General features: G+C 60.8%; 29 protein-coding genes. 10 read left to right on the top strand and 19 right to left on the bottom strand.

Annotated features, from left to right (window positions below):
- Nucleotides 1-47: 47 nt before the first annotated feature.
- Entirely contained in the window at nt 48-1,889 is a 1,842-nt protein-coding gene (locus AC07R1_RS15325) for a potassium transporter Kup (RefSeq protein WP_495110805.1), read from the bottom strand.
- A 381-nt stretch (nt 1,890-2,270) separates the two neighbouring features.
- Between AC07R1_RS15325 and rimO the strand changes: the two genes are divergently transcribed.
- From rimO to tsaA, 6 genes are all read left to right on the top strand, one after another.
- On the top strand, nt 2,271-3,608 hold the full coding sequence (gene rimO / locus AC07R1_RS15320; protein ID WP_011059594.1) for a 30S ribosomal protein S12 methylthiotransferase RimO: 1,338 nt from the start codon (nt 2,271-2,273) through the stop codon (nt 3,606-3,608).
- A 117-nt stretch (nt 3,609-3,725) separates the two neighbouring features.
- Nucleotides 3,726-4,199 (top strand): GNAT family N-acetyltransferase, encoded by a 474-nt coding sequence (locus tag AC07R1_RS15315; RefSeq protein WP_015634381.1) that lies wholly within the window; start codon nt 3,726-3,728, stop codon nt 4,197-4,199.
- Nucleotides 4,200-4,281: 82 nt separating this feature from the next.
- Nucleotides 4,282-4,992 (top strand): rRNA pseudouridine synthase, encoded by a 711-nt coding sequence (locus AC07R1_RS15310; RefSeq protein ID WP_015634380.1) that lies wholly within the window; start codon nt 4,282-4,284, stop codon nt 4,990-4,992.
- Between the two features lie 66 nt (nt 4,993-5,058).
- Nucleotides 5,059-5,520 carry a YehS family protein gene (locus tag AC07R1_RS15305; protein WP_011059591.1) on the top strand — a complete coding sequence of 154 codons (462 nt, stop codon included), beginning with the start codon at nt 5,059-5,061 and terminating at the stop codon, nt 5,518-5,520.
- Nucleotides 5,521-5,647: 127 nt separating this feature from the next.
- Nucleotides 5,648-6,418, top strand: a complete 771-nt coding sequence (locus AC07R1_RS15300; RefSeq protein WP_495110676.1) for an SDR family oxidoreductase — start codon at nt 5,648-5,650, stop codon at nt 6,416-6,418.
- 117 nt (nt 6,419-6,535) lie between these two features.
- Nucleotides 6,536-7,231, top strand: a complete 696-nt coding sequence (tsaA, locus tag AC07R1_RS15295; RefSeq protein ID WP_495110675.1) for a tRNA (N6-threonylcarbamoyladenosine(37)-N6)-methyltransferase TrmO — start codon at nt 6,536-6,538, stop codon at nt 7,229-7,231.
- A 122-nt stretch (nt 7,232-7,353) separates the two neighbouring features.
- Here the strand turns inward: tsaA and fpr are convergent, their stop codons facing one another.
- A complete protein-coding gene (gene fpr / locus AC07R1_RS15290) occupies nt 7,354-8,133 on the bottom strand; it encodes a ferredoxin-NADP reductase (protein ID WP_003198368.1) in 780 nt (259 codons plus the stop codon).
- Between the two features lie 119 nt (nt 8,134-8,252).
- On the opposite strand from fpr, the gene AC07R1_RS15285 reads away from it, so the two are divergent.
- Complete coding sequence (locus AC07R1_RS15285) at nt 8,253-9,179, top strand: LysR family transcriptional regulator (RefSeq protein ID WP_011059588.1); 927 nt, start codon at nt 8,253-8,255, stop codon at nt 9,177-9,179.
- Between the two features lies 1 nt (nt 9,180).
- On the opposite strand, the gene AC07R1_RS15280 is transcribed toward AC07R1_RS15285, so the two are convergent.
- Nucleotides 9,181-9,543 (bottom strand): diacylglycerol kinase, encoded by a 363-nt coding sequence (locus AC07R1_RS15280; protein ID WP_011059587.1) that lies wholly within the window; start codon nt 9,541-9,543, stop codon nt 9,181-9,183.
- 75 nt (nt 9,544-9,618) lie between these two features.
- A complete protein-coding gene (erdR, locus tag AC07R1_RS15275; RefSeq protein ID WP_011059586.1) occupies nt 9,619-10,269 on the bottom strand; it encodes a response regulator transcription factor ErdR in 651 nt (216 codons plus the stop codon).
- Between the two features lie 238 nt (nt 10,270-10,507).
- Here erdR and AC07R1_RS15270 point away from each other — a divergent pair, with 238 nt between their 5' ends.
- Entirely contained in the window at nt 10,508-11,413 is a 906-nt protein-coding gene (locus AC07R1_RS15270; RefSeq protein ID WP_495110674.1) for a DMT family transporter, read from the top strand.
- Here AC07R1_RS15270 and AC07R1_RS15265 read toward each other — a convergent pair.
- On the bottom strand, nt 11,397-12,107 hold the full coding sequence (locus tag AC07R1_RS15265; RefSeq protein ID WP_011059584.1) for a tRNA-uridine aminocarboxypropyltransferase: 711 nt from the start codon (nt 12,105-12,107) through the stop codon (nt 11,397-11,399). The genes AC07R1_RS15270 and AC07R1_RS15265 overlap by 17 nt on opposite strands.
- 191 nt (nt 12,108-12,298) lie before the next feature.
- Between AC07R1_RS15265 and AC07R1_RS15260 the strand changes: the two genes are divergently transcribed.
- A complete protein-coding gene (locus AC07R1_RS15260) occupies nt 12,299-12,724 on the top strand; it encodes a quorum-sensing-regulated virulence factor family protein (RefSeq protein ID WP_011059583.1) in 426 nt (141 codons plus the stop codon).
- Here AC07R1_RS15260 and AC07R1_RS15255 read toward each other — a convergent pair whose 3' ends face one another.
- Nucleotides 12,725-12,919, bottom strand: coding sequence for a hypothetical protein (locus tag AC07R1_RS15255; protein WP_011059582.1), 195 nt, complete (start codon nt 12,917-12,919; stop codon nt 12,725-12,727). It abuts the gene before it with no gap.
- Between the two features lie 443 nt (nt 12,920-13,362).
- Between AC07R1_RS15255 and AC07R1_RS15250 the strand changes: the two genes are divergently transcribed.
- Nucleotides 13,363-14,481, top strand: coding sequence for an LOG family protein (locus tag AC07R1_RS15250; protein WP_011059581.1), 1,119 nt, complete (start codon nt 13,363-13,365; stop codon nt 14,479-14,481).
- Between the two features lie 40 nt (nt 14,482-14,521).
- On the opposite strand, the gene recX is transcribed toward AC07R1_RS15250, so the two are convergent.
- From recX to AC07R1_RS15185, 13 genes are all read right to left on the bottom strand, one after another.
- On the bottom strand, nt 14,522-14,989 hold the full coding sequence (recX, locus tag AC07R1_RS15245; protein WP_011059580.1) for a recombination regulator RecX: 468 nt from the start codon (nt 14,987-14,989) through the stop codon (nt 14,522-14,524).
- Between the two features lie 8 nt (nt 14,990-14,997).
- Nucleotides 14,998-16,050, bottom strand: coding sequence for a recombinase RecA (gene recA, locus AC07R1_RS15240; RefSeq protein ID WP_011059579.1), 1,053 nt, complete (start codon nt 16,048-16,050; stop codon nt 14,998-15,000).
- Between the two features lie 83 nt (nt 16,051-16,133).
- A complete protein-coding gene (locus tag AC07R1_RS15235) occupies nt 16,134-16,634 on the bottom strand; it encodes a CinA family protein (RefSeq protein ID WP_011059578.1) in 501 nt (166 codons plus the stop codon).
- Nucleotides 16,635-16,818: 184 nt separating this feature from the next.
- Nucleotides 16,819-17,181, bottom strand: coding sequence for a hypothetical protein (locus AC07R1_RS15230; protein WP_141679908.1), 363 nt, complete (start codon nt 17,179-17,181; stop codon nt 16,819-16,821).
- An 18-nt stretch (nt 17,182-17,199) separates the two neighbouring features.
- Complete coding sequence (locus AC07R1_RS15225) at nt 17,200-17,376, bottom strand: Com family DNA-binding transcriptional regulator (RefSeq protein WP_495110673.1); 177 nt, start codon at nt 17,374-17,376, stop codon at nt 17,200-17,202.
- A 68-nt stretch (nt 17,377-17,444) separates the two neighbouring features.
- The gene (locus AC07R1_RS15220) at nt 17,445-17,960 is read right to left on the bottom strand and encodes a hypothetical protein (protein WP_495110672.1); all 516 of its coding nucleotides are present in this window, start codon (nt 17,958-17,960) and stop codon (nt 17,445-17,447) included.
- 107 nt (nt 17,961-18,067) lie between these two features.
- Entirely contained in the window at nt 18,068-18,631 is a 564-nt protein-coding gene (locus AC07R1_RS15215) for a glycoside hydrolase family 19 protein (protein WP_093404365.1), read from the bottom strand.
- Between the two features lie 50 nt (nt 18,632-18,681).
- Nucleotides 18,682-19,047, bottom strand: coding sequence for a phage tail assembly chaperone (locus AC07R1_RS15210; RefSeq protein ID WP_259652358.1), 366 nt, complete (start codon nt 19,045-19,047; stop codon nt 18,682-18,684).
- The gene (locus AC07R1_RS15205) at nt 19,044-20,651 is read right to left on the bottom strand and encodes a phage tail protein (protein WP_495110671.1); all 1,608 of its coding nucleotides are present in this window, start codon (nt 20,649-20,651) and stop codon (nt 19,044-19,046) included. The genes AC07R1_RS15210 and AC07R1_RS15205 overlap by 4 nt, the downstream gene beginning before the upstream one ends.
- A 15-nt stretch (nt 20,652-20,666) precedes the next feature.
- Complete coding sequence (locus tag AC07R1_RS15200; protein ID WP_495110670.1) at nt 20,667-21,266, bottom strand: YmfQ family protein; 600 nt, start codon at nt 21,264-21,266, stop codon at nt 20,667-20,669.
- On the bottom strand, nt 21,254-22,294 hold the full coding sequence (locus AC07R1_RS15195; RefSeq protein WP_015634369.1) for a baseplate J/gp47 family protein: 1,041 nt from the start codon (nt 22,292-22,294) through the stop codon (nt 21,254-21,256). The genes AC07R1_RS15200 and AC07R1_RS15195 overlap by 13 nt, the downstream gene beginning before the upstream one ends.
- A complete protein-coding gene (locus AC07R1_RS15190; RefSeq protein ID WP_011059570.1) occupies nt 22,284-22,682 on the bottom strand; it encodes a phage GP46 family protein in 399 nt (132 codons plus the stop codon). Before AC07R1_RS15190 ends, AC07R1_RS15195 begins: the two co-directional genes overlap by 11 nt.
- A gap of 2 nt (nt 22,683-22,684) precedes the next feature.
- A complete protein-coding gene (locus tag AC07R1_RS15185) occupies nt 22,685-23,191 on the bottom strand; it encodes a phage baseplate assembly protein V (protein WP_011059569.1) in 507 nt (168 codons plus the stop codon).
- Nucleotides 23,192-23,255 lie beyond the last annotated feature (64 nt).

The following is a 23,255-nucleotide window of genomic DNA, read 5'->3' as shown; positions in this document are numbered from 1 at the left end:
AAAGCCCCCGTTGCCTTTCGGCAGCGGGGGCTTTTGTTGGCTCGGGGTTACATCTCGACCTGGGTGCCCAGCTCGATCACCCGGTTCACCGGCAGCTTGAAGAAGCGCAGGTTGCCGTTGGCGTTCTTCAACATGAAGGCGAACAGCGCTTCGCGCCAGCGGGCCATGCCCACCAGCTTGGAGGCGATCACCGTCTCGCGGCTGAGGAAGTAGGTGGTGCGCATGGGGCTGAAGTCCAGCTCATCCAGGTGGCACAGTTTCAGGGCTTCAGGGACGTCTGGCTCGTCGGTGAAACCAAAGTGCAGGATCACCCGGAAGAAACCTTCGCCGTAGGAATCCACCTCGAAGCGCCGATTTGCAGGCACTCGCGGAATGTCCTCGTAGACCACCGTCAACAGCACCACTTGTTCGTGCAGCACCTGGTTATGCAACAGGTTGTGCAGCAAGGCGTGGGGCACGGCGTCTGGACGGGCGGTGAGGAACACGGCAGTGCCCTGCACCCGATGCGGCGGCTGTACGCGGATGCTGCCGATAAAGATTGGCAGCGGCAGCCCACCTTCGTCCAGGCGATCCACCAGCAGCTCCTTGCCGCGCTTCCAGGTGGTCATGAGGATGAACAGCACGATCCCCGCCAGTACCGGGAAGGCGCCGCCCTGGAAGATCTTCGGCACGTTGGCGGCGAAGAACAGCCCGTCCACCAGCAGGAAACCCACCAGGAGCGGCACCACCAGCATCGGCGGCCACTTCCACAGCAGCAGGATCACCGCCGACACCAGGATGCTGGTGATCAGCATGGTCCCGGTCACTGCCACGCCGTAAGCCGAAGCCAGGGCACCGGAGGACTCGAAACCGAGCACCAGCAGGATCACACCCACCATCAGCGCCCAGTTCACCGCGCCGATGTAGATCTGCCCCTGCTCGGCGCTGGAGGTGTGCTGAATGTGCATCCGCGGGATGTAACCCAGCTGGATTGCTTGGCGAGTCAGGGAGAAAGCCCCGGAAATCACCGCCTGGGACGCGATCACTGTGGCCAGGGTGGCCAGCACCACCAGCGGAATCAGGGCCCAGCTCGGCGCCAGCAGGTAGAAGGGGTTGCGGGCGGCTTCAGGGTTTTCCAGCAGCAGCGCGCCCTGGCCGAAGTAGTTCAGCACCAGCGCCGGCAACACCAAGGCAAACCAGGCCCGGGCAATGGGCTTGCGCCCGAAGTGCCCCATGTCGGCATACAAGGCTTCGGCACCGGTCAATGCCAGAACCACCGCACCGAGGATGGCGACCCCCATGCCCGGATGGACAATGAAGAAGCGCACGCCCCACATCGGGTTCAACGCCTGCAGCACTTCCGGGTGCTGGAGAATGCCGTTGACCCCCAACCCGCCCAGAACCACGAACCAGGCCACCATCACCGGACCAAACAGCTTGCCGATGCGATCAGTGCCGTGTTTCTGGATCAGGAACAAGGCCACCAGTACCACCAGCGCCATCGGTACTACCCAATGCTCCAGGCCGCTGAATGCCAGCTCCAGGCCCTCTACCGCCGACAGCACGGAAATCGCCGGGGTGATCATGCTGTCGCCATAGAACAGGGCTGCACCGATCAGGCCCAGAATCACCAGCATCGAACGCAAGCGCGGATAGGAGCCGGAAGCCCGCCTGGCCAGCGCGGTCAGGGCCATGATGCCGCCCTCGCCCTGGTTGTCGGCCCGCAGGACGAACAGCACGTACTTGATCGAGACGACCCAGACCAACGACCAGAAAATCAGGGCCAGGATGCCAAACACCCCGTCGTGATTGACCTGAACCCCATAATGGCCGGCAAACACCTCCTTGAGGGTGTAGAGCGGACTGGTGCCGATATCGCCATACACCACCCCGACCGCCGCCACCAGCATCCCCAGAGGCTTGCCCCCGGAGTGCTCGCCACTCGCCGCCTGACTACTTGCCTGACCCATCAATGACTCCTACTACTCAAGACCGGGGCTTCTTATATAGAAAGCGCAAGGTTATACAAGCGCTATTCTCTTAAGTTGCGCAGTTTGCCATGTAATTTGCAGATTCTTATTACCACTAAGGCACCAACTAACACCGTATGAAAGCAACCGGGTATAACGGGACGAAGCATAGTCCAGCGCTCGTCGTATTTCCCCCGCATAAAGCTGGTCAAGCGCTTCGACCATCGCTAGAATTGCGCACTTTTTGATCAGAGGCGCAGCCAGCGCCCAACCGTCGCACTTGCCCCCCAAGTGGCTCGACACCCAATACCGAGGTTAGACATGTCCACCCCCTCCGCGCCGGCCAACCCGAAAGTCGGCTTCGTATCCCTGGGTTGCCCAAAAGCTCTGGTCGACTCCGAGCGCATCCTCACTCAACTGCGCATGGAAGGCTATGACGTGGTCTCCACCTACCAGGACGCCGACGTCGTGGTGGTCAACACCTGCGGTTTCATCGACTCGGCCAAGGCCGAATCCCTGGAAGTGATCGGCGAAGCCATCAAGGAAAACGGCAAGGTCATCGTCACCGGCTGCATGGGCGTGGAAGAAGGCAATATCCGTGACGTGCACCCTAGCGTGCTGGCGGTCACCGGCCCGCAACAATACGAGCAGGTGGTCAACGCCGTGCACGAAGTGGTGCCACCGAAACAGGACCACAACCCGCTGATCGACCTGGTGCCGCCGCAAGGCATCAAGCTGACCCCGCGACACTACGCCTACCTGAAGATTTCCGAAGGCTGCAACCACAGCTGCAGCTTCTGCATCATCCCGTCGATGCGCGGCAAGCTGGTCAGCCGCCCGGTGGGCGATGTGCTCGACGAGGCGCAGCGCCTGGTCAAGTCCGGGGTCAAGGAACTGCTGGTGATCTCCCAGGACACCAGCGCCTATGGCGTCGACGTCAAGTACCGCACCGGCTTCTGGAACGGCGCGCCGGTGAAGACCCGCATGACCGAGCTCTGCGAAGCCCTGAGCACCCTGGGCGTATGGGTTCGCCTGCACTACGTGTACCCCTACCCGCACGTGGACGAGCTGATTCCGCTGATGGCCGCCGGCAAGATCCTGCCGTACCTGGACATCCCGTTCCAGCACGCCAGCCCGAAAGTGCTCAAGGCCATGAAGCGCCCGGCCTTCGAAGACAAGACCCTGGCGCGAATCAAGAACTGGCGCGAGATCTGCCCTGAACTGATCATCCGTTCGACCTTTATCGTCGGCTTCCCGGGCGAAACCGAAGAAGACTTCCAGTACCTGCTGAACTGGCTGACCGAAGCCCAACTGGACCGCGTCGGCTGCTTCCAGTACTCGCCGGTGGAAGGCGCTCCGGCCAACGACCTGGACCTGGAAGTGGTCCCGGACGAGGTCAAGCAGGACCGTTGGGAGCGCTTCATGGCGCACCAGCAGGAAATCAGCTCGGCACGCCTGCAACAGCGCATCGGCAAGGAAATCGAAGTGCTGATCGATGAAGTCGACGAGAATGGCGCCGTGGGCCGCTGCTTCTTCGATGCCCCGGAAATCGACGGCAATGTGTTCATCGACGGCGCGGGCGACCTGAAGCCGGGCGACAAGGTCTGGTGCCGGGTGACCGACGCCGACGAATACGACCTCTGGGCCGAAACCCTGTAAGGCGTAAAAAAACTGCCAAGCCCCGCTCTCGCCACGAGATGCGGGGCTTTTTTCGGTCTATCGTTTGCTCTGCCAGGCCTGCAATCACTGCGGCCTATCACTTCAGGGGCAGGCGGCATGCGCCAACACTCGGTCGTGCATACACCCAAACTCAGCGATTACCCGGAACTGACCCAGGTCTGGGAAGCCTCGGTACGTGCCACCCACGACTTTCTCCCGGACAGCTATATAGAGTTGCTGCGCAAACTGGTGCTGACCCGCTACCTGGACGCGGTGATGCTGATCTGCACCCGCGATGCACGCCAACGCATCACCGGGTTTGCCGGGGTCGCGGCGGGCAAGGTGGAAATGCTCTTCATCGACCCGGCCCATCGGGGTCGAGGCCTGGGCCGCCAGCTGCTGCAGTACGCGGTGGAACACCTCAATGCCCAGCAGTTGGACGTCAACGAGCAGAACCCCCAAGCCCTGGGCTTCTACTTCAGGCAAGGCTTCGAAGTGGTCGGGCGCTCGGAGCAGGACGGCATGGGCCAGCCCTACCCGCTGCTGCACATGCGCCTGAAACAGGCACAACTGCAGGCCCGGCGCGGCTAAAAGCCACAGCCGGCAAATGGACCCGCGATTAACCGGCGCCAGGCAGGTACAATAGCTGCCCTCTTTTGTTACGGCCCCTGTCATGACTGACCCGATTCGTCTCTCCAAACGCCTCATCGAACTGGTCGGCTGCTCCCGCCGGGAGGCTGAGCTGTTCATCGAGGGCGGCTGGGTCACCGTAGACGGCGAAGTCATCGACGAACCGCAGTTCAAGGTCGGCGCGCAAACCGTCGCTCTGGACCCCGAGGCCAAGGCCACCGCGCCGGAGCCTGTGACCATCCTGCTCAACGTGCCTGCCGGCCAGGACCTGGACAGCGCCATGCAGTCCATTGGCGCCGACAGCCTGTCCGAAGAACACCGCTACGGCAAACGTCCATTGCGCGGGCATTTCCTGCGCCTGACCGCCAGCGATGACCTGCAGCCCAACGCCAGCGGCTTGCTGGTGTTCACCCAGGACTGGAAAGTGCTGCGCAAGCTGACTGCCGACGCGGCCAAGATCGAGCAGGAATACGTGGTCGAGGTCGAAGGCGAGATGATCGATCACGGGCTCAACCGCCTGAACCACGGCCTGACCTACAAAGGCCGCGAGCTGCCACCGGTAAAAGCCAGCTGGCAGAACGAGAACCGCCTGCGCTTCGCCATGAAGAACCCGCAGCCGGGCGTGATTGCGCTGTTTTGCCAGGCCGTCGGCCTCAAGGTCGTCGCCATCCGCCGCATACGAGTCGGCGGCGTGTCCATCGGCAAGGTGCCGCTGGGCCAGTGGCGCTACCTGTCGGCCAAAGAGAAGTTCTAAAGCCGCCCCCATTCAGACGCCGTGCCCTTGCGCGGCGCTCCACGCGCATTGATCAGGACTGTAACCATGATTCATAACGATGTACTGCGCAGCGTGCGCTACATGCTCGACATCAGCGACAAGAAGGTCGTCGAGATCATCAAGCTCACCGGCTTCAAGGTCAGCCTGGACGATGTCGTCAGCTACCTGAAGAAGGATGAGGAAGAAGGTTTTGTGCATTGCCCGGACGAAGTCATGGCGCACTTCCTCGATGGCCTGGTGATCTTCAAGCGCGGCAAGGACGAAAGCCGTCCCCCGCTGCCGATCGAACTGCCGGTCACCAACAACATCATTCTGAAGAAGCTGCGAGTGGCCTTCGAACTCAAGGAAGACGACATGCACGCCGTGCTCAAGGCGGCCGACTTCCCGGTGTCCAAGCCGGAACTGAGCGCGCTGTTCCGCAAGTTCGGCCACACTAACTACCGCCCGTGCGGCGATCAGCTGCTGCGCAACTTTCTCAAGGGCCTGACCCTGCGCGTACGCGGCTGAACCCCTTGCGCGGCCGCTGTACATTCTCAGCGGCCCTGATGAGCCGCTATTGCCCCAGGCAATAGTGGCTCCCCGGCAAGCGCCTGAAGACTAGGGTAGGCACACACCTATCTGCTCAGGACTTCCCATGCATCCCTATTTCTCCCTGCAAGGCCGCACCGCCCTGGTGACCGGCGGCACCCGTGGTCTCGGCAAGATGATTGCCAAGGCCTTTGTCGAAGCCGGCGCCCGGGTGTATATCTGCGCCCGTGATCCCGACGCCTGCCAGCAGGTCGCCGAGGAACTGGCCGCATTCGGAGAGTGCCGGGGGCTGGCCGCCAACCTGGCCAGTGAGGAAGGCGTGCAGCAGCTTGCCGCCACTTTGGGCCAGCAACTCGACTCCCTGGACATCCTGGTGAACAACGCCGGCACGACCTGGGGCGCGCCACTGGAAAGCTACCCGGCCAAGGGTTGGGAAAAGGTCATGCAATTGAACGTGACTTCGGTGTTCAGCTGTATCCAGCAGTTGCTGCCGCTGCTGCGCCGTGCCGGCTCGGCGGCCCATCCGGCGCGCATCATCAATATCGGCTCGGTGGCCGGAATCAGCTCATTCGGCGAACAGGCCTACGCCTATGGCCCGAGCAAGGCGGCGCTGCACCAGATGTCGCGGATCCTCGCCCGGGAGCTGGTGAGCCAGCACATCAACGTCAATGTCATCGCGCCGGGACGTTTTCCCAGCAAGATGACCCAGCACATCGGTAACGATGAACAGGCCCTGGCCGAAGACGTGGCGCTGATCCCGATGAAACGCTGGGGCCGGGAAGAGGAAATGGCCGCCCTGGCCATCAGCCTGGCAAGCACTGCGGGGGCCTACATGACCGGCAACATCATTCCTCTGGATGGCGGTTTCAGTCTCTGATCTATGTTGTGCAATTCGCCGGCAAGCCGGCTCCTACAGGTGGCGCGGGTGTTGTAGGAGCTGGCTTGCCAGCGAACGGGTTATCATGCCCTCCCCTTACAGCCTCGACCCCAGAACATGACCTACAGCGTTTCCCCCATCGGCTTCGTGCGCTCCTGCTTCAAGGAGAAGTTCGCCATCCCGCGCCAACCGCAACTGGCTCCGGCCGCGCGCGGGGTGCTGGAACTGGTGACGCCTTTCGACCAGGGCGACGCGGTGCAAGGGCTGGAGCAGGTCAGCCACGTCTGGCTGCTGTTCCTGTTTCACCAGGCCCTGGAGGACAAGCCGCGACTCAAGGTGCGCCCGCCGCGCCTGGGGGGCAACAAGTCCATGGGGGTCTTCGCCACCCGCGCCACCCATCGCCCCAATGGCATCGGCCAGTCGGTGGTCAAGCTGGACAAGGTCGAGGCCAACCGCCTGTGGATCTCCGGCATCGACCTGCTGGACGGTACGCCGATCCTCGATATCAAGCCCTACGTGCCCTACGCCGACATCATTGCCACGGCGAGCAATGAGATCGCTAGCGCCGCGCCGCAGATTATTCCGGTGCAGTGGCAGGACAATGCCCTACAACAGGCTCAGATCCACGCTCAGCGTCTGCAGGAGCCCCTGGTGGAGCTGATCGAGCAGTGCCTGGCTCAGGATCCGCGTCCGGCCTACCAGGTGCCCACGGCCGAGCGTGAGTACGGCGCCCAGTTCTGGGATCTGGATGTGCGCTGGCATTACCCCGAGCCAGGGCTGATCCGAGTGTTGGAAGTGGTCCCGGCGGGCTGAACCCCGGAAACGAAAAAGCCCGCGCTGCCTTTCCAGGCAACGCGGGCTTTTCTGTGTCCGGGAGAATCCGCCCAGTCAGCACCAATGCGCTGCCTGGACGGTCTTCGCGAGCACGCTCGCTCCTACTTTTCGACGAATGCACGCTCGATCAGGTAGTCACCCGGCTCGCGCATGCGCGGCGAAACGGTCAGGCCGAAACTGTTGAGCACTTCGCTGGTTTCATCCAGCATGCTCGGGCTGCCGCACAGCATGGCGCGATCGTCCTGCGGGTTGATCGGCGGCAGGCCGATGTCGCGGAACAGCTTGCCGCTGCGCATCAGGTCGGTCAGGCGGCCTTCGTTCTCGAACGGCTCGCGGGTCACGGTGGGGTAGTAGATCAGCTTTTCACGCAAGGCTTCGCCGAAGAACTCGTTCTGCGGCAGGTGCTCGGTGATGAACTCGCGGTAGGCGACTTCGTTGACGTAGCGTACGCCGTGGCACAGGATCACTTTTTCGAAACGCTCGTAGGTTTCCGGATCCTGGATCACGCTCATGAACGGCGCCAGGCCGGTGCCGGTGCTGAGCAGGTACAGGTGTTTGCCGGGCTTCAAGTCATCCAGTACCAGGGTACCGGTTGGCTTCTTGCTGATGATGATCTCGTCGCCTTCCTTCAGATGCTGCAGTTGGGAAGTCAACGGACCGTCTGGAACCTTGATGCTGAAGAATTCGAGATGCTCTTCCCAGTTCGGGCTGGCAATGGAGTAGGCACGCATAAGCGGACGGCCATTAGGCTGTTGCAGGCCGATCATCACGAACTGACCGTTCTCGAAGCGCAGACCCGGATCGCGGGTGCACTTGAAGCTGAACAGAGTGTCATTCCAGTGATGAACACTGAGGACACGCTCGTGGTTCATGTTGCTCATGTACGGGGGCTCCTAGAAATTGCCTGCGCTGACCATGAGCGCAATTGCACAGCATTCTAATGGCGGCGACAATATCTGTTAACTGGATTATTAAGATAAGGGTTATCGGTTATATCGATATGCGATTTACTCTCCGTCAACTGCAAGTCTTCGTCGCCGTCGCCCAGCAAGAGAGCGTTTCTCGTGCTGCGGGGCTGCTGTCCCTGTCGCAATCGGCCGCCAGTACCTCGATCACCGAACTCGAGCGCCAATCCAGTTGCCAGCTGTTCGATCGCGCGGGCAAGCGCCTGAGCCTCAATGCCCTGGGCAAACAGCTGCTGCCACAGGCAGTGGCCCTGCTGGACCAGGCCAAGGAGATCGAAGACCTGCTCAACGGCAAGTCCGGGTTCGGCTCGCTTTCGGTGGGTGCGACCCTGACCATCGGCAACTACCTGGCCACCCTGCTGATCGGCAGTTTCATGCAGGTGCACCCGGAGAGCCAGGTGAAGCTCCATGTGCAGAACACTGCGCATATCGTGCAACAGGTGGCCCACTACGAAATTGATCTGGGTCTAATCGAGGGCGACTGCAGCCATCCGGATATCGAAGTCCAGACCTGGGTCGAAGATGAACTGGTGGTGTTCTGCGCGCCCCAGCATCCACTGGCCAAGCGCGGCCACGCCACCATGGAAGAACTGACCCATGAAGCCTGGATCCTTCGCGAACAGGGTTCCGGGACGCGCCTGACCTTTGACCAGGCCATGCGTCACCACCGCAGTGCACTGAACATCCGCCTGGAGTTGGAGCACACCGAAGCCATTAAGCGTGCGGTGGAGTCGGGTTTGGGGATTGGCTGCATTTCCCGGCTGGCCCTGCGCGATGCGTTTCGCCGCGGCAGCCTGGTGCCGGTGGAAACCCCGGGCCTGGACCTGGCCCGGCAGTTCTACTTCATCTGGCACAAGCAGAAGTACCAGACCTCGGCCATGCGCGAATTCCTGGAACTGTGTCGCGCCTTTACCGCCGGGGTGCAACGCAGCGACGAAATCGTCCTGCCAAGCATTCCCTGATTCAGATCAGGATCACTGCCCAGACGATGGTGATCATGCTCAGAGCGACAAACTGCGCCGCGCTGCCCATGTCCTTGGCGTTTTTCGACAAGGGATGACGATCCAGGGAGATGCGGTCGATGGCCGCCTCCACCGCCGAATTGAGCAGCTCGACGATCAGCGCCAGCAGGCACACGGCGATCAACAGCGCACGCTCGACCCGGCTGACATTGAGCAGGAAGCTCAGGGGAATCAGGATCACATTGAGCAGCACCAACTGACGGAATGCCGCCTCGCCAGTGAACGCCGCGCGCAAGCCATCGAACGAATAGCCGGCGGCGTTAAGGATACGTTTAAGACCGGTTTGACCTTTGAAAGGCGACATAAGCTGGGCAACTGAAGAAAAAGAAGTGGGGAAGCTAGTTCAACCAAAGTCAAAAAAGCGTGAACAAACAGCCGGTTAATGGCTGGAAATTGACTCAAGTTGTTGCAAGAGCAGCGCTGCCTGGGTCCGGGTACGCACCCCGAGCTTGCGGAAGATCGCCGTCACGTGGGCCTTGATCGTGGCTTCCGACACGCTCAGTTCGTAGGCAATCTGCTTGTTCAGCAACCCTTCGCAGACCATGGTCAGAACCCGGAACTGCTGGGGCGTCAGGCTAGCCAGGCCTTCGCTGGCGGCCTTGGCTTCGGCTGAGACACTGACCTCTTCAAACGCCTGGGGCGGCCACCAGACATCACCGTCGAGCACACTGCGCACGGCCTGCTGGATGACTTCCAGGGAACTGGACTTGGGAATGAAACCGCTGGCGCCGAACTCTCGGGAGCGCACCATGACGGAGGCTTCTTCCTGCGCCGAAACCATCACCACCGGAATTTGCGGGTACTGCCCGCGCAACAGCACCAGACCGGAAAAACCGTAGGCACCGGGCATGTTCAGGTCCAGCAGGACCAGATCCCAGTCGGATTTTTCGGTGAGTCGCACTTCCAGTTCGGCAATGCTTGCCACTTCCACCAGACGCACATCGGGGCCCAGGCCCAAGGTGACAGCTTGATGCAGTGCACTGCGAAAAAGCGGGTGATCATCGGCAATCAGGATTTCGTATGTGGCCATTTTTCAAATGATCCTGTTTTTCATGGCAGGACTGATGCATTCAGCCCTCACCAAAGCAACACGGAGGCACGCCAGAATACCGCACCCAAAGAGCACGAACGCCGCGAAAAGCCTGAGCAAAACAGTGGTTCAAACAGCGCCGGCGCCCTAATCGGCGCCAAGCATGCCCAGCCAAGCCAGGGTGGTCAAGCGTGAAGCTTTGCGGCATCTTAGCTGGCTAACTAATAAGAGAGCCATCATGCGCAGCCAAGCCTTGCGTGCCGATGTCCTGATGCTGATTACCGCGGTGATCTGGGGCTCGGCGTTTGTCGCACAAACTTCCGGTATGGATCATATCGGCCCCTTCCTTTATTCCGGCCTGCGCTTCGCCCTGGGCTCACTCTGTCTCTTGCCGCTGGCGCTGCGTAAAACACCCACGGATCGTCAGCCCGAACCCTTGCTCAATCGTGGGCTGCTACTGGGCGGCGTACTCATGGGGCTGGCCCTGGCCCTGGGCATCAATCTGCAACAGGTGGGGCTGATGTTCACCACCGTCACCAATGCAGGTTTCATCACCGGGCTCTATGTCATTGTAGTGCCGCTTCTGGGGCTGCTGATTGGCCACAAGACTGGCCTGGGTACCTGGCTCGGCGCCGTGCTGGCGGTGGTGGGCATGTTCCTGCTGAGCGTCAGCGACAGCTTCCACGTTGCCTCGGGAGACTGGCTGCAGTTGATTGGCGCCTTCGTCTGGGGTGGGCACGTGATTCTGGTGGGAGTTTTCGCCGGCCGTCATGACCCGATTCGCCTGGCGTTCCTGCAATTTGCGACCTGCGCGGTGGTCAGCCTGATCCTGGCGTTGTGCCTGGAACCGCTTCGCTGGGAAGCGATTGTCGGCGCCGGGCCGGCCATTCTCTATGGCGGGGTGGTGGCCGTCGGTATCGGCTACACCTTGCAGGTGATTGCCCAAAAGGACGCAATCGCCTCTCACGCGGCAATCATTCTGTCCCTGGAAGCGGTATTTGCCGCCATTGCCGGGGCCTGGTTGCTGGATGAGTCGCTGCAGGCCCGCGGCTACTTCGGCTGCGCGCTGATGCTCAGCGGCATGCTGGTAGCCCAGCTATGGCCACAAAAGCCTCATTCCAGCACGACTACACAAAGGGCTTGAGCCGGGCATGCACATCGTCATCCGGATCGATGGCCTTCTGGAACTTCGCTGACAGGTAATGGGTGCTGAACACATCGAGGTAGGCATCCAGTACCTGGCTGACCTGCTCATCGCCGGCCAGCTCCAGGCATAACGCCGCCACTTCAGCGGTACAGAAGTGATCATCACGCTTGGAGCGACGCAGCTTGTAGCGCGAGAGCTTCTCCGGGGACAGGCTGAGAACCGGCAAGTGCTCCAGGTAAGGGCTCTTGCGGAACATCTTGCGCGCCTCGCTCCAGGTAGCGTCCAGCAGAATGAACAGCGGCCGCTTGCCCTCCTCCTGCCTGACTTCGCTGACCACTCGTTCGGGCGCGACGAACTCGCCCGGAAATACGATATAGGGCTGCCACTGCGGGTCGGCCAGCAACGCCAGCAGTTGCGGGTCGACCTCAGTACGCGACCAGCTGAACGCCGTTGTGTCGCCGATTACATCGGCAATCAGCCAACCGGTATTGCTCGGCTTGAGCGGTTCGACGTCGTGCATCACAAGGCACATGGCTGACCGGGCAACGACTTTCGGTCGCCAGGCACACAGGCAATGGCTGGGAATCACTCGGCAGCGGGGGCAGCGTTCAGCCCGTGAGCCGCGTGCGAAAAAGGGCTTGGCCACGCGCGCCATCCGCAGATCACGTAGACGGGAAACCGCATGACTCATCGCAGGACATGCCAGCAAGAAACAGAAATCAACACGACAAACACTCAAGAGGGTAAAAAGTCGGACAAGTTTATCAGAGCTATCTGTTCAAACCTGTACCGCCCTGCGGCCTCTCCCCCTATAATTCGTCGCCACTGAACGCACAGTCGAGTGGCTGGTCGAAGCATCAGTCACTGCACCAGGAGAGTTTCATGTTGCGCTTTACCATTCCTACCGTCGCCCTTCTGCTGGCCCTGCCCCTGGGTGCCCAAGCTGCGTCCCTGCAAGAATTCGAACTGGGCAAAATGCTGGAGAAGGTCGCTGCGGAAAGCAACGTCGGCACTCCTCGGGAAATCAACGAGAACATTCTCGACCAGGGCTATACCGTTGAAGGCAAGGAACTGATCAACCACCTCAGCGTGCAGTCTGGCCATGCCGAGCAGATGCGCGCCAATCCCAAGGCGGTTTACCTGCAACTTGGGGCAAGCGTCTGCCGCAACCCCAACTACCGCAAGCTGATGGCCAAAGGCGCCATCATGCGTTACGAGTTCACTGAAAACCGCACCAATCGCCCGGTGGCGTCGGCGCGCTTTCAGGAGTCGGATTGCCCGGCGCAAAGCACGCCCAAGAAAAAGTAATCACGAACGAGCGGCGCGCCGCTGCTGATCATCGGCGCGCAGTTCGGCGACCAGGGCCTGTAGGTATCGCGATGGCCGCTCCTGTGCTGCCAATCGGCGCCGGCACTCATCCTCCAGGCTTATTTGATGGTCAGCGGCGGCGGCTTGCAGCAGCTGATACAACTGCGGATCAATCTCCAGCGTGACAATGGTCATCCTCTGCCTCCCTGCTCTGGGCCTGCATGGCCCAGAACCCGCTTGCCTCTCTCCGGCCCCTGCTCCTGCGCCAGACGCTGCACCTTAGTAAATCAGAGCCGTCATCCCTTGCCGCCCCTCCTGACCAGCGGTGCCAGCCTGGGGAAAACCGCGAACAAGCGGTTGCCAGCCAAGACTTTATGAGCACATGATCAAGCCATGTCCGAAACGGCTTGCGGACGGTTGAGGAGGCCGTCCTTGTGCGTCTTGCTGTGCAAATGTTCTCAAATAAAGGAAAGCAGGACCTCTGTGGATGACCCCAACACTGCCCAGCGATTGTCAGCTGTGATCGGGTCCGGAAATTCGCTCATTCGCTGGGCTGAGCAGGCAGCGACACAGGCAGTGTCGTGGCACATTCGAATATCTCGATCGTGCGCAAGGTTCTGTGCAGAAGGAGAAGCTGAATGCCTTACCAATCGAATGACCTGTTAAGTCGTCATTTTCAGAGCAACGGTGTCGACCTGACGAACCAGGTCGAAGCGCAACTCAACCAGATAGCCCCCAACAGCCCGAATCTTCCTCTTTACCGCGACATGGTGCTCACCGTCCTGCGCATGGCCGAGGATGACCTCAATCGCTGGAATGCCAAGATAACCCTGCAGGCCCTGCGCGAACTGGAGCACGCCTTCCGCGTCCTGGAACAGTTCAAGGGCCGACGCAAAGTGACGGTCTTCGGCTCGGCACGCACCCCCAGTGAACACCCGCTATACGCCATGGCCCGAGAGCTGGGCGCGGCCCTGGCCCGCTCGGATCTGATGGTCATTACCGGGGCCGGCGGGGGCATCATGGCCGCCGCCCACGATGGTGCAGGCCTGGAGCACAGCTTGGGGTTCAACATCACCCTGCCTTTCGAGCAGCATGCCAACCCCACCGTTGGCGGTACGGAGAACCTGCTGTCGTTCCACTTTTTCTTCACCCGCAAGCTGTTCTTCGTCAAGGAGGCCGACGCACTGGTGCTTTGCCCAGGCGGCTTTGGCACCCTTGATGAAGCCCTGGAAGTACTGACCCTGATTCAGACCGGCAAAAGCCCGCTGGTACCCGTGGTACTGCTGGACATGCCGGGTGGACAGTTCTGGCAAGGCGCCCTGGACTTCATCCACAACCAACTGGAAGCCAATCGCTACATTCTGCCCAGTGACATGAAGCTGGTGCGCCTGGTGCACAGCACTGAAGAAGCGGTGCAGGAAATCCAGCAGTTCTATGCCAACTTCCACTCCAGCCGCTGGCTCAAGCAGCAGTTCGTCATCCGCATGAACTACAACCTCAATGAGCAGGCGCTGGAGCAGATGCAGACAGCATTCGCCGACCTGTGCCTGAGTGGCCAGTTTCAACAGCATGCCTACAGCGGGGAGGAACACGACGAAGTGCAGTTCAGCCATCTGGCGCGGCTGTCATTCGCCTTCAATGCTCGCGACAACGGTCGCCTGCGCGAGCTGATCGACTTCATCAACCTGCCGGAAAACTGGGCCAGGCCTCAGCCCCAAACAACGCAACGGGCACGAGAAACCAGCAAAGCCAACTGATCCCAGCCATAGCCCGCTGCGTTATGCAGCGGGTACGGCTTCAGTCGTCCATGCCTCGGCCACTCAACAAGCGGCTGATCATGTCCATGGAATACCCGCGATAACTCAGGAAACGCCCTTGCTTGGCACGCTCTCGAGCATCTGCAGGAAACCGCCCGGCAAACTTGCGCTGCCAGACGTCACGCAATTGTTCCTGCCAATCGATACCGCACTCGCGCAGCGCAAGATCAATATCGCTGCGCTGCAAGCCGCGCTGGCCCAGTTCTTCGCGAATACGCATGGGCCCGTAACCGGACCGTGCACGATAGGAAACAAAGCTTTCGAGATAACGGGATTCGGACAGCAGGCCCTCTTCCGTCAAACGGTCAAGGGCTGCTTCGATCATTTCAGGAGGGGCGCCGCGCTGACGCAGTTTACGCGTCAGCTCGACACGACCGTGCTCGCGTCTTGCGAGCAGGTCCATTGCGGTTCGCCGCACCGCGACGAGGGTATCGAGTACGGCGGTCATTGGATCAATCAGATATCAGCGTCGGCCATATCGTCTTCGGTCTCTTTGACCGGGTTGGCTTTGACGTCTGGCGATGCAGTCAGCAATTTTTCACGGATCTGCTTCTCCAGCGCGTTGCCGATTTCCGGGTTGTCCTGCAGGAACTTGGCCGAGTTGGCCTTGCCCTGACCGATCTTGTTGCCCTGGTAGCTGTACCAGGCACCGGATTTCTCCAGGAAGCCATGCAGCACGCCCAGATCGATGATCTCGCCGTTGAGGTAGATGCCCTTGCCGTAAAGAATCTGGAACTCGGCCTGACGGAATGGCGGAGCCACCTTGTTCTTGACGATCTTGACCCGGGTTTCGCTGCCCACCACTTCGTCGCCTTCCTTCACCGCGCCGGTACGGCGGATGTCCAGACGGACCGAAGCGTAGAACTTCAGCGCGTTACCACCGGTGGTGGTTTCCGGGCTACCGAACATCACACCGATCTTCATGCGGATCTGGTTGATGAAGATCACCAGGCAGTTGGCGTTCTTGATGTTACCGGTGATTTTACGCAGCGCCTGGGACATCAGGCGGGCTTGCAGGCCCACGTGCATGTCGCCCATTTCACCTTCGATTTCAGCCTTGGGCACCAGGGCCGCCACGGAGTCGACGATGATCACGTCAACCGCGTTGGAACGCACCAGCATGTCGGTGATTTCCAGGGCCTGTTCGCCGGTGTCCGGCTGGGAAACCAGCAGGTCGTCAACATTCACACCCAGCTTGCCGGCGTACTCCGGATCCAGTGCGTGCTCGGCATCGACGAACGCACAAGTGGCACCGGCTTTCTGCGCCTGGGCAATAACCGACAGAGTCAGGGTAGTTTTACCGGACGACTCAGGGCCGTAGATTTCAACGATACGGCCTTTTGGCAGACCGCCAATGCCCAGAGCAATGTCCAGACCCAGAGAGCCGGTGGAAATGGCCGGGATCGCCTGACGGTCGTGATCGCCCATACGCATTACGGCACCCTTGCCGAATTGACGTTCGATCTGACCCAGGGCCGCAGCCAAGGCTTTCTTCTTGTTGTCGTCCATTAAAGTCCTCACGTAATCAATAAGGCCTGACGGCCAACACCTGTATAAGTAGCCAGTATTATTCCACAGCGCTCGAGGATCGCCTACCCCTGATTTGCGATTTCTGCCGCAGCATGTTGCAGCAACCCCTCTAGCGCGGCCTTCACCGTTTGTCGGCGGACCTCATCGCGATTTCCCGGAAAGTGCCGGCACTCGGTGGTCAGCGTCTCTCCCGCCCCCCAGGCCAGCCACACAGTGCCCACAGGCTTCTGCGCAGAACCGCCATCCGGCCCGGCGATACCGCTGACCGCCACGGCAAAATGCGCATGACTCCTGGCCTGTGCCCCCCGGACCATGGCCTCGACCACTTCACGACTGACAGCGCCGACCGAATTGAACAAATCGGCCGGCACATTCAATTGCAGGGTCTTCTGGCGATTGGAATAGGTGACATAACCGGCCTCGAACCAGGCCGAACTGCCAGGGATCCGCGTGATCGCCTCGGCGATGCCTCCCCCGGTGCAGGACTCCGCGGTGGTGACGTGGGCATTCAGAACCTGCAAACGCCTGCCGAGTTCAGCGGCAAGCTGGGTGATTTCTTTCACAATCCTCTCCTGATGGGGCTGGCGTGTGCTTACCGTACACCAGGCGAGGTGGCTTGCAAGTGACAAGCCGTAGGGCGACTAAACAACCCTCCAAAACCTGAACTCTTGCCAAAATTCTCAGTAAATTTACAACCCAAGCCTCTGCCACGAAGGCAAAGGCAGGGCTCAAAGCGCTACGCCTGATTCAAGCCAGCAAGTCCCAGGTCAGGGCAATACCTGCCGGACGCGGAGTAGTTGCAGGCACTGAAGTACCGAGCCACAGGCCCTTGCCTGCTGGAACAAAGAGCGGATAGGGCAACACCACCTCAGAATGCGATCCAGCGGCGCTGTTCCCGTTACCAGAGAAGATAATCGGCACAGTTCTATCACCAACAATTTTCGGTGCGGTGACGCCACAATAAACGTCAACAGCTCCATTCGAAGGGGCGATATAACCCGTGCGAATGATAACTCCGTTAGTGTTAGAGGCTGGGTCAACGATGGTAGTTACACCGCTGGGAATTGGGTAAATCGATACGAAGTGGTTACCAACTGGTACTGCGTCCATTTTTTACACCTTATTAGGTCAAGTGATTGTGCGCGGAGAATCCGCATTCATATCGCTCAAAGGCGTTTGCTCGAGGCTCGTAGCCTTCACATGATTCAAGGTCCCGCATCGGGAGCATTTGATCTGGAGCTCGGTAAACTCACCCACTCGGGCGAGAAGTCTTTTGCAATGACAGCATCTGCACTCTTTTAGCATCGGCACATCCGTTTGATGGTGTCCTGACTGTTACCCCGTACTTATGGCAACGTTGTGTCCCTTTACTCTCAGTGCCGTTGCTCGGCTGCCGAAGCGCCCCCCAGCACAGCCTGGGATTCGCGTACCCACCGCTGCAACGCCTTCAATTGCTCGGCATTGGCGTGGCATTCGCTGTAGTTGTCGACGACGCTGGCGGCGACGGTAGAGAGTGCAAGGCCCGAGGCGGCGCCATCAGTGACGCTGGGGCCTCCGGCCACGGGCAGGTTGGCGGCGCCGGCGTCGTGCACCCGGACAAAACCAGCAGGCACAACACAGGCTCTATCAGCCGCTTTCGAGACATAGACAGGAACCTCCTTGGTGATGGTGGCGCCCGCCTGATAGACCTTGACGATACGGTCGACGTACTCGACCACCACCTTTTCCCTGACCGCGCCCAGGGCCCGGCCTTGTTCAAAGGATTGTTTGAGACGAGCCTCATCGAGGCGTTGGTTGTTACTGCGCTCACTGCCGGCACCGCTGACGTAGCCGAGTGCATAAAGCAACCCGGCCGCCACAGCGATGGCCAGCCAGCTACGGATATTCATCAAGCCCTCCTGAGGCGGGCAGGAAATGAATCACCCAGCCTGCCAAAAAACCTGTAGCCGCTGCCGCAGGCTGCGAAAAGGTCCGCAGGACCTTCAGACGGCAGCCCTCAAACCACCGGCAAACACAGCACCGCCCGCGCCCTGGCCCAGAGTTGCAGGCGGTCCTGCAAGCCATTCAGGCCCCCATTGATCCGCCGGGTAATGCTGTTGAACTCATCGCGATCAGCCAGGGCATTGAGCCCACCGCGCTCCCAGAACCAGGCCGCCGACTCGGCGGCCCATTGCGCTTGCTCCAGCAGCTCCGGCAACTCCAGCAGGCGCTCATCGCCAAACAGCCCGAGGCTGCACTGGTGATAGTTGCTGCGCCCGGTGATCTGGATCAGCCCGCGCCCGCGATACCGCTGGCCGTCGCCATCCGCCTCGGGGGTATTGCCCAGGCGCGCGGCGAGAGGGCCCGTGTCGTACTTGCTCAGGTATTGATCACTGCCCAGTTCGCGTACGTATTGCAGCTGCCCGGATTCGTGTCCGATCTGAGCCAGAAAGGCCGCCTGGCGCTTCGGCGTATCGATCTGCCGCTTGGCCATGGCGGTGTTGAGTGGAGAAACAAAAACGCCCGCTTGGCGGCGGGCGTTAGGCATGATTTGCAGCAGTTGTTCTTCGGTTATTGGCATGGTCAGTGTTTGAAGGTCGGATAAGAAAACGCCCCGGCGGTACGGGGCGTTTATTCAGTTTGTTCAGTAACCCAGGATGGCGCGACAGGGCGGTACTGAGAGTCGGGGAAGTGCGGCGATTGCGGCCACTCGCGTAGAGCCTGCATGTACACCAGTAACTGTGTGAATTGTTCGGCAGAAAGCGTTGTGACCATTACGATTTCCAGTTGATCACGGTGACGATCGCGCAGCCACACCCCCCTCGCCAGTTCTTTGTCCCGATAGGAACGCTCACTGGCCGCCAGCTCTTCTTCAGTGAGAGGTAGCGGAACCGGATCAGGGGGAATACCGACGCAATACCATTCATCAGCACCTACATTCTCAGGACCCGAAACTGGTCGCCAGCCCTGTCCATCATTACGAACTGCAAAACTCATAAACTGTCCTCCCATCCCAAACACGTCAAACGATCTCCAGCGTACTGGGCGGCACGATAGATGTTCGGACCTTCCAGCTGTAACTGGTACTGCGCAAGGTGTTGGGATGATGCATAAAACACCAATGGTTGATTAGCAAGGTTCGTGTAGCCGCCATAACTATCATTGGGAGCAACCATTTGCGTGCTGTTGGTGCCTGTCATCGCCATATGTATCGTGACGGCTGTAGGGGGCACAAATGGCGCGACAGGAATCGGGACATAGATCGGAGTGCTGATGTGCCCCTGCACACCCGCCGATATAACAATATTGCCTGGTACATTGCTGCCGGGAGTTACTCTGTAACTGCAACGCTTACCACTTTGTATAAAGTTCAGCGGATATTTGTTGGCCGTCGCATCTGTTTTAATCCAGCTGACTCGTGCTTTATGTGTATAGCCGGGCGGCAACTTGGGAGATGTTGCATTCAGCGATAACAAGCCAGCTGGCGCGCTCCCGCCCCAAATCACCCAAACGCTGTACCAGGTCGACGGAGCCATTTCGCCCACGTCTATCCCGTTTTCCCCCACTGCCTGGCCACTAAAGCTAAAGTTAATCCCGCTCAGCGAATGCACCAGTTGACCGGTGCCGACAATCAACTGATCGGCCGATACATTCACTTGCGCACTCAGGCCCGAAGCCGAAACCTTCAAGTTCCTATGCCCGCCGATAATCGCTATCGGCTTTTGCTTCTGGACCTCCAAGGCCAGTTCAGCCACATCAATGCTTCCCTGATTGACTGGTGCACTCCAGGCTTTGATGCACCACATGACAGCCAGGTTGCGAGGTCGAGTTTCTGTGGAAGTTCTAGCCACTCGGCTTGCATCAAAGTCAAAGGATGCGGAACTCCATGCCCCGCCTCCAGCAATACCAGTAGGTACACCGGATCGAGCATTCGTTTTGAACGCCCCAGTACTGTTTAGCGGCGCGGTGCTTCCTGTGGGAAACGTTGATGATTCACCTGTGATGTTCTGCAACGCATCCTGCTGTTCGCTACCAATTACCCGACCAGCATCAACCCCACGCCCATGATCCCAACCCCGCAGAAACTCCCCCCGCGACTCAGGCAACCGGAAATTCCCCGCACCCTCGCCTCCGGTATTGAACGCAGTCCCCAGGTAAGCCGCCAGGTCCGGATAGGTCGCAGCACTCTGCACACTGCCATCCACCTCCAGGAATCCGGCCGGCACCGTACCCTTGGGAAACGGCACCATCGCCCCCACCGGCAAGGCTGACATGTTCTTCAACAGCGCCTCGATCTCCGCCTTGGTATAGGTCACCGACTTGGTATAGGCATCGGTGATCCCGTACTCGGCCAGGGTAGTACGAATCTTCTCCGGCGGTATCGAATCACGCACGATCGCCTTGATCGCCGCCAGCAACTGGTCATGCTCGGCCTCGGCCGGCTCTTCCCCTCCCGCACGAATCACGTTGAGCAATTCGTCGGTAACCGCGTTTCCCCACTCAGAGGAAATCAGTGAGCCGACTTGCCCGGTCACCGGGTTCTCGTCAACAAACTTCCCGTTCAACAGCCCTACGCTGGGAACACTTTTCGGATAGTCCACGTATTCCTGTCCTCTCTAGTCATAGTTGATGTACACCTGTGTATGCGCCGGTGTACTGCGATGGATAAGGCACTCCAGGGCGCTGCCCGGGTTCATGCCAAAACGTTCGCCCCAATAGCTGGCGCCGAAGCGCCGGCCCAGTTGCAGGCGGCCGCCGGTATTGAGGGTCCACATGAAGTTCGCCCGCCAGGTGCCGAAATGCGCGTGACCAAAGCGTGAGCGGCCCATGCGCGGGGTACTCAGCTCAGTGACGCTGGCATTGGGATAGCCCTGGCTGCGGGCGATTTCGACGAAGTAGGCGGCGCGCTGGTTGCCCACCGCCAACAGACGACGGCGCACGGCCAGGCGCCGGTCTTCGAACAGCGGGGTCAGCCCCAGGCAGGGGGCGGGCAGGTCCATGACCTTTTCCCAATCCGTCACCAGTTCGCTGACGCTGGCCGGGTCCATTTCGTTTTGCAGGTCCACGGCCCGGGCGTCGATGCGCGCCAGCTCCTGGGAGATGCCCTGCAACACCCGTTCAAGCTCCGGCACCCGTTCCGGGTCCCAGGCCGGGCCGCTGGGCAGCAGGCTGCGCAGCTGGCCCTGGTACTGGGCGGCGCTTCTTATTGCAGCCATTGGCAACCTCCAAATACCAGCAGTTGGTTGCTGCTTGCCGGCACATCAGCCAGCGGCGCCAGCAGGCGGTGATCCTGTTCACCGGTGGCGCTGCTGATGGCCTCGCGGATGTGACTCAAGAGCAGGGTTTCTCCCAGGCCGGCCTCGCGGCTGTGCAGGTCGCGCAGTTGGTCCTCGACCGCGGCCCGCACCGCACTGGTGTCGGGGGTCAGGCGCACCTGGTAGATCACCGGCTGTATCACTGGCGCCAGCACATGCACCTCGGCGGTTACCGGGCGCAAGGGCTCGATATAGGCCAGAACCCGCGCCAGCTGCTCGGCATTGGGAATCGGCTGCAGGTCGTCGTCACGCATGACGAACAAGCCCACGGTGCCCGGCCCCAGGTAATTGCGCCGGCACCATGCACGGGTGATGCCCGGGCACTCCATGGCCCAGGTTTCGTAGTCGTCCGCCGAGCCGCCATGGGGAATGATCCGATAGGAACGGATCACCCGCGAGCGCAGGGATTCGAGGCTTTCCCGGGCCACACCACCGCTCAGGCCCGGGGCCAGGACGGTGAACGAGTTGCTGATGCCCTGCACCGGCTGCACCGCGGTCAGCTCCAGGCCGGCATCGGCATTGCCCAGGGTACCGCCGTCGACGGCCTGGATCGTGGTGCTGTTGAGGCCTGCGCTGGTGGTTCGCGCGGCGGTCACTGTGTAGCTGCGACCGTCGCTGCTTTGCAACAGGGTGCCGAGATCCAGCACAGCACCGGCTGCCGCGTTGAAACTGACGCTGCCACTGGCCGCCTGGGCAGCCTTGCGCGGCTGGTTCAGGCGCAGCGCGGCGATGCGCTCCAGGGTCGACTCATCGGCCTTGTCCGGAAGGATCTGCTCGGCGATCCAATCCAGGTAGCCATACAGGCCAAAGGCGGCACCGCTCAGGGTGCGGGCTAGCACTTGGGCATCGGACTGGCGCAGCGAATCGCTGGCCAGGTCGCTTTGGGTGCGCTGAATCAGCACCGGCAGCGAAGGGGTTTCAAACGGCATAGGTCACCTGCCAACTGTGAATGGGGTTGATGTCCAGGCGCTCACCGTCGGCCAGGATCAGTACCGTGCGCAGGTTCAGGCGCTGGGCATCGAGGCGCTCGGTCATGATCTCCACGGCGTTGCAGTGGCCATCGTCGATCAGCCACTGCAGGGCCTCGCGGGCATAGAACTCGGCATCGAGCTGGGTCTGCCGGCTCAGCTTGACCCGGCGCAACAGCCACAGCCGCGAGCCGATACGGTCGTCGGCCACGCTGGGAAAACTGTCGCCCCACCAGCCGTAGCGCTGGTCGTCATCCAAGGCGTCGTCATCGGCGGCGCGGCGCCAGGTGAACAGGCTGATTTCCACGGCCCGGGTCAAGGCGTTCTTCAGGTCATAAGTGGCGAACATGCTTAACCTCCCACCGGCGCGCCGGTCTGCCCCGGGCCGGGTTGCACGCCGCTGTGGACGTGGTTGATCTGGCTGATGCCGGCGGCGACCTGATCGCCCTGGGAGACGATCTTGCCGCTCATGCTCAGGGTCGGGCTGTCGATGATGACGCCGCTGCTGGCGCGGATATTCAAGGTGGCGGTGTCGATGTCGATGACCCGCCCGCGCTTGAAGTGAATCTTGTCGCCCTCGTCGGTGTAGATCGCCACTTCACCGGCGGCCAAGGCCTTGAGGCGATAGCGCCGGTCGGCCACCACCAGCACCACTCCATGGGAGCGATCGCCGCCGAGGAAGGTGGCGATGCCCTCGGCGCCGGCCAGGGGGTTGCTGGTAAAACCGTAAGGCTCGAAATGCTCCATGTCGTCGTTGACCTCGCCGGCGGTGAGGCGCATTTGCAGCGATTGCAATTTGTTGGCCGAATGGGCGAGCACCACGGTGCCCCGCGCCAACAGGCGTGTCAGTAGGCTCATGCTGGGTTCCTTGGGGGGGAGAAGAGCCGGCTTGCCGGCGAACAGGGATTGCGCGGTTTCGTGC

The organism is Pseudomonas sp. GW821-FHT07F01 (assembly GCF_059418825.1).
Note: the sequence above shows the minus strand (reverse complement) of the source record. Positions and strands in the feature narration are given on the sequence as shown.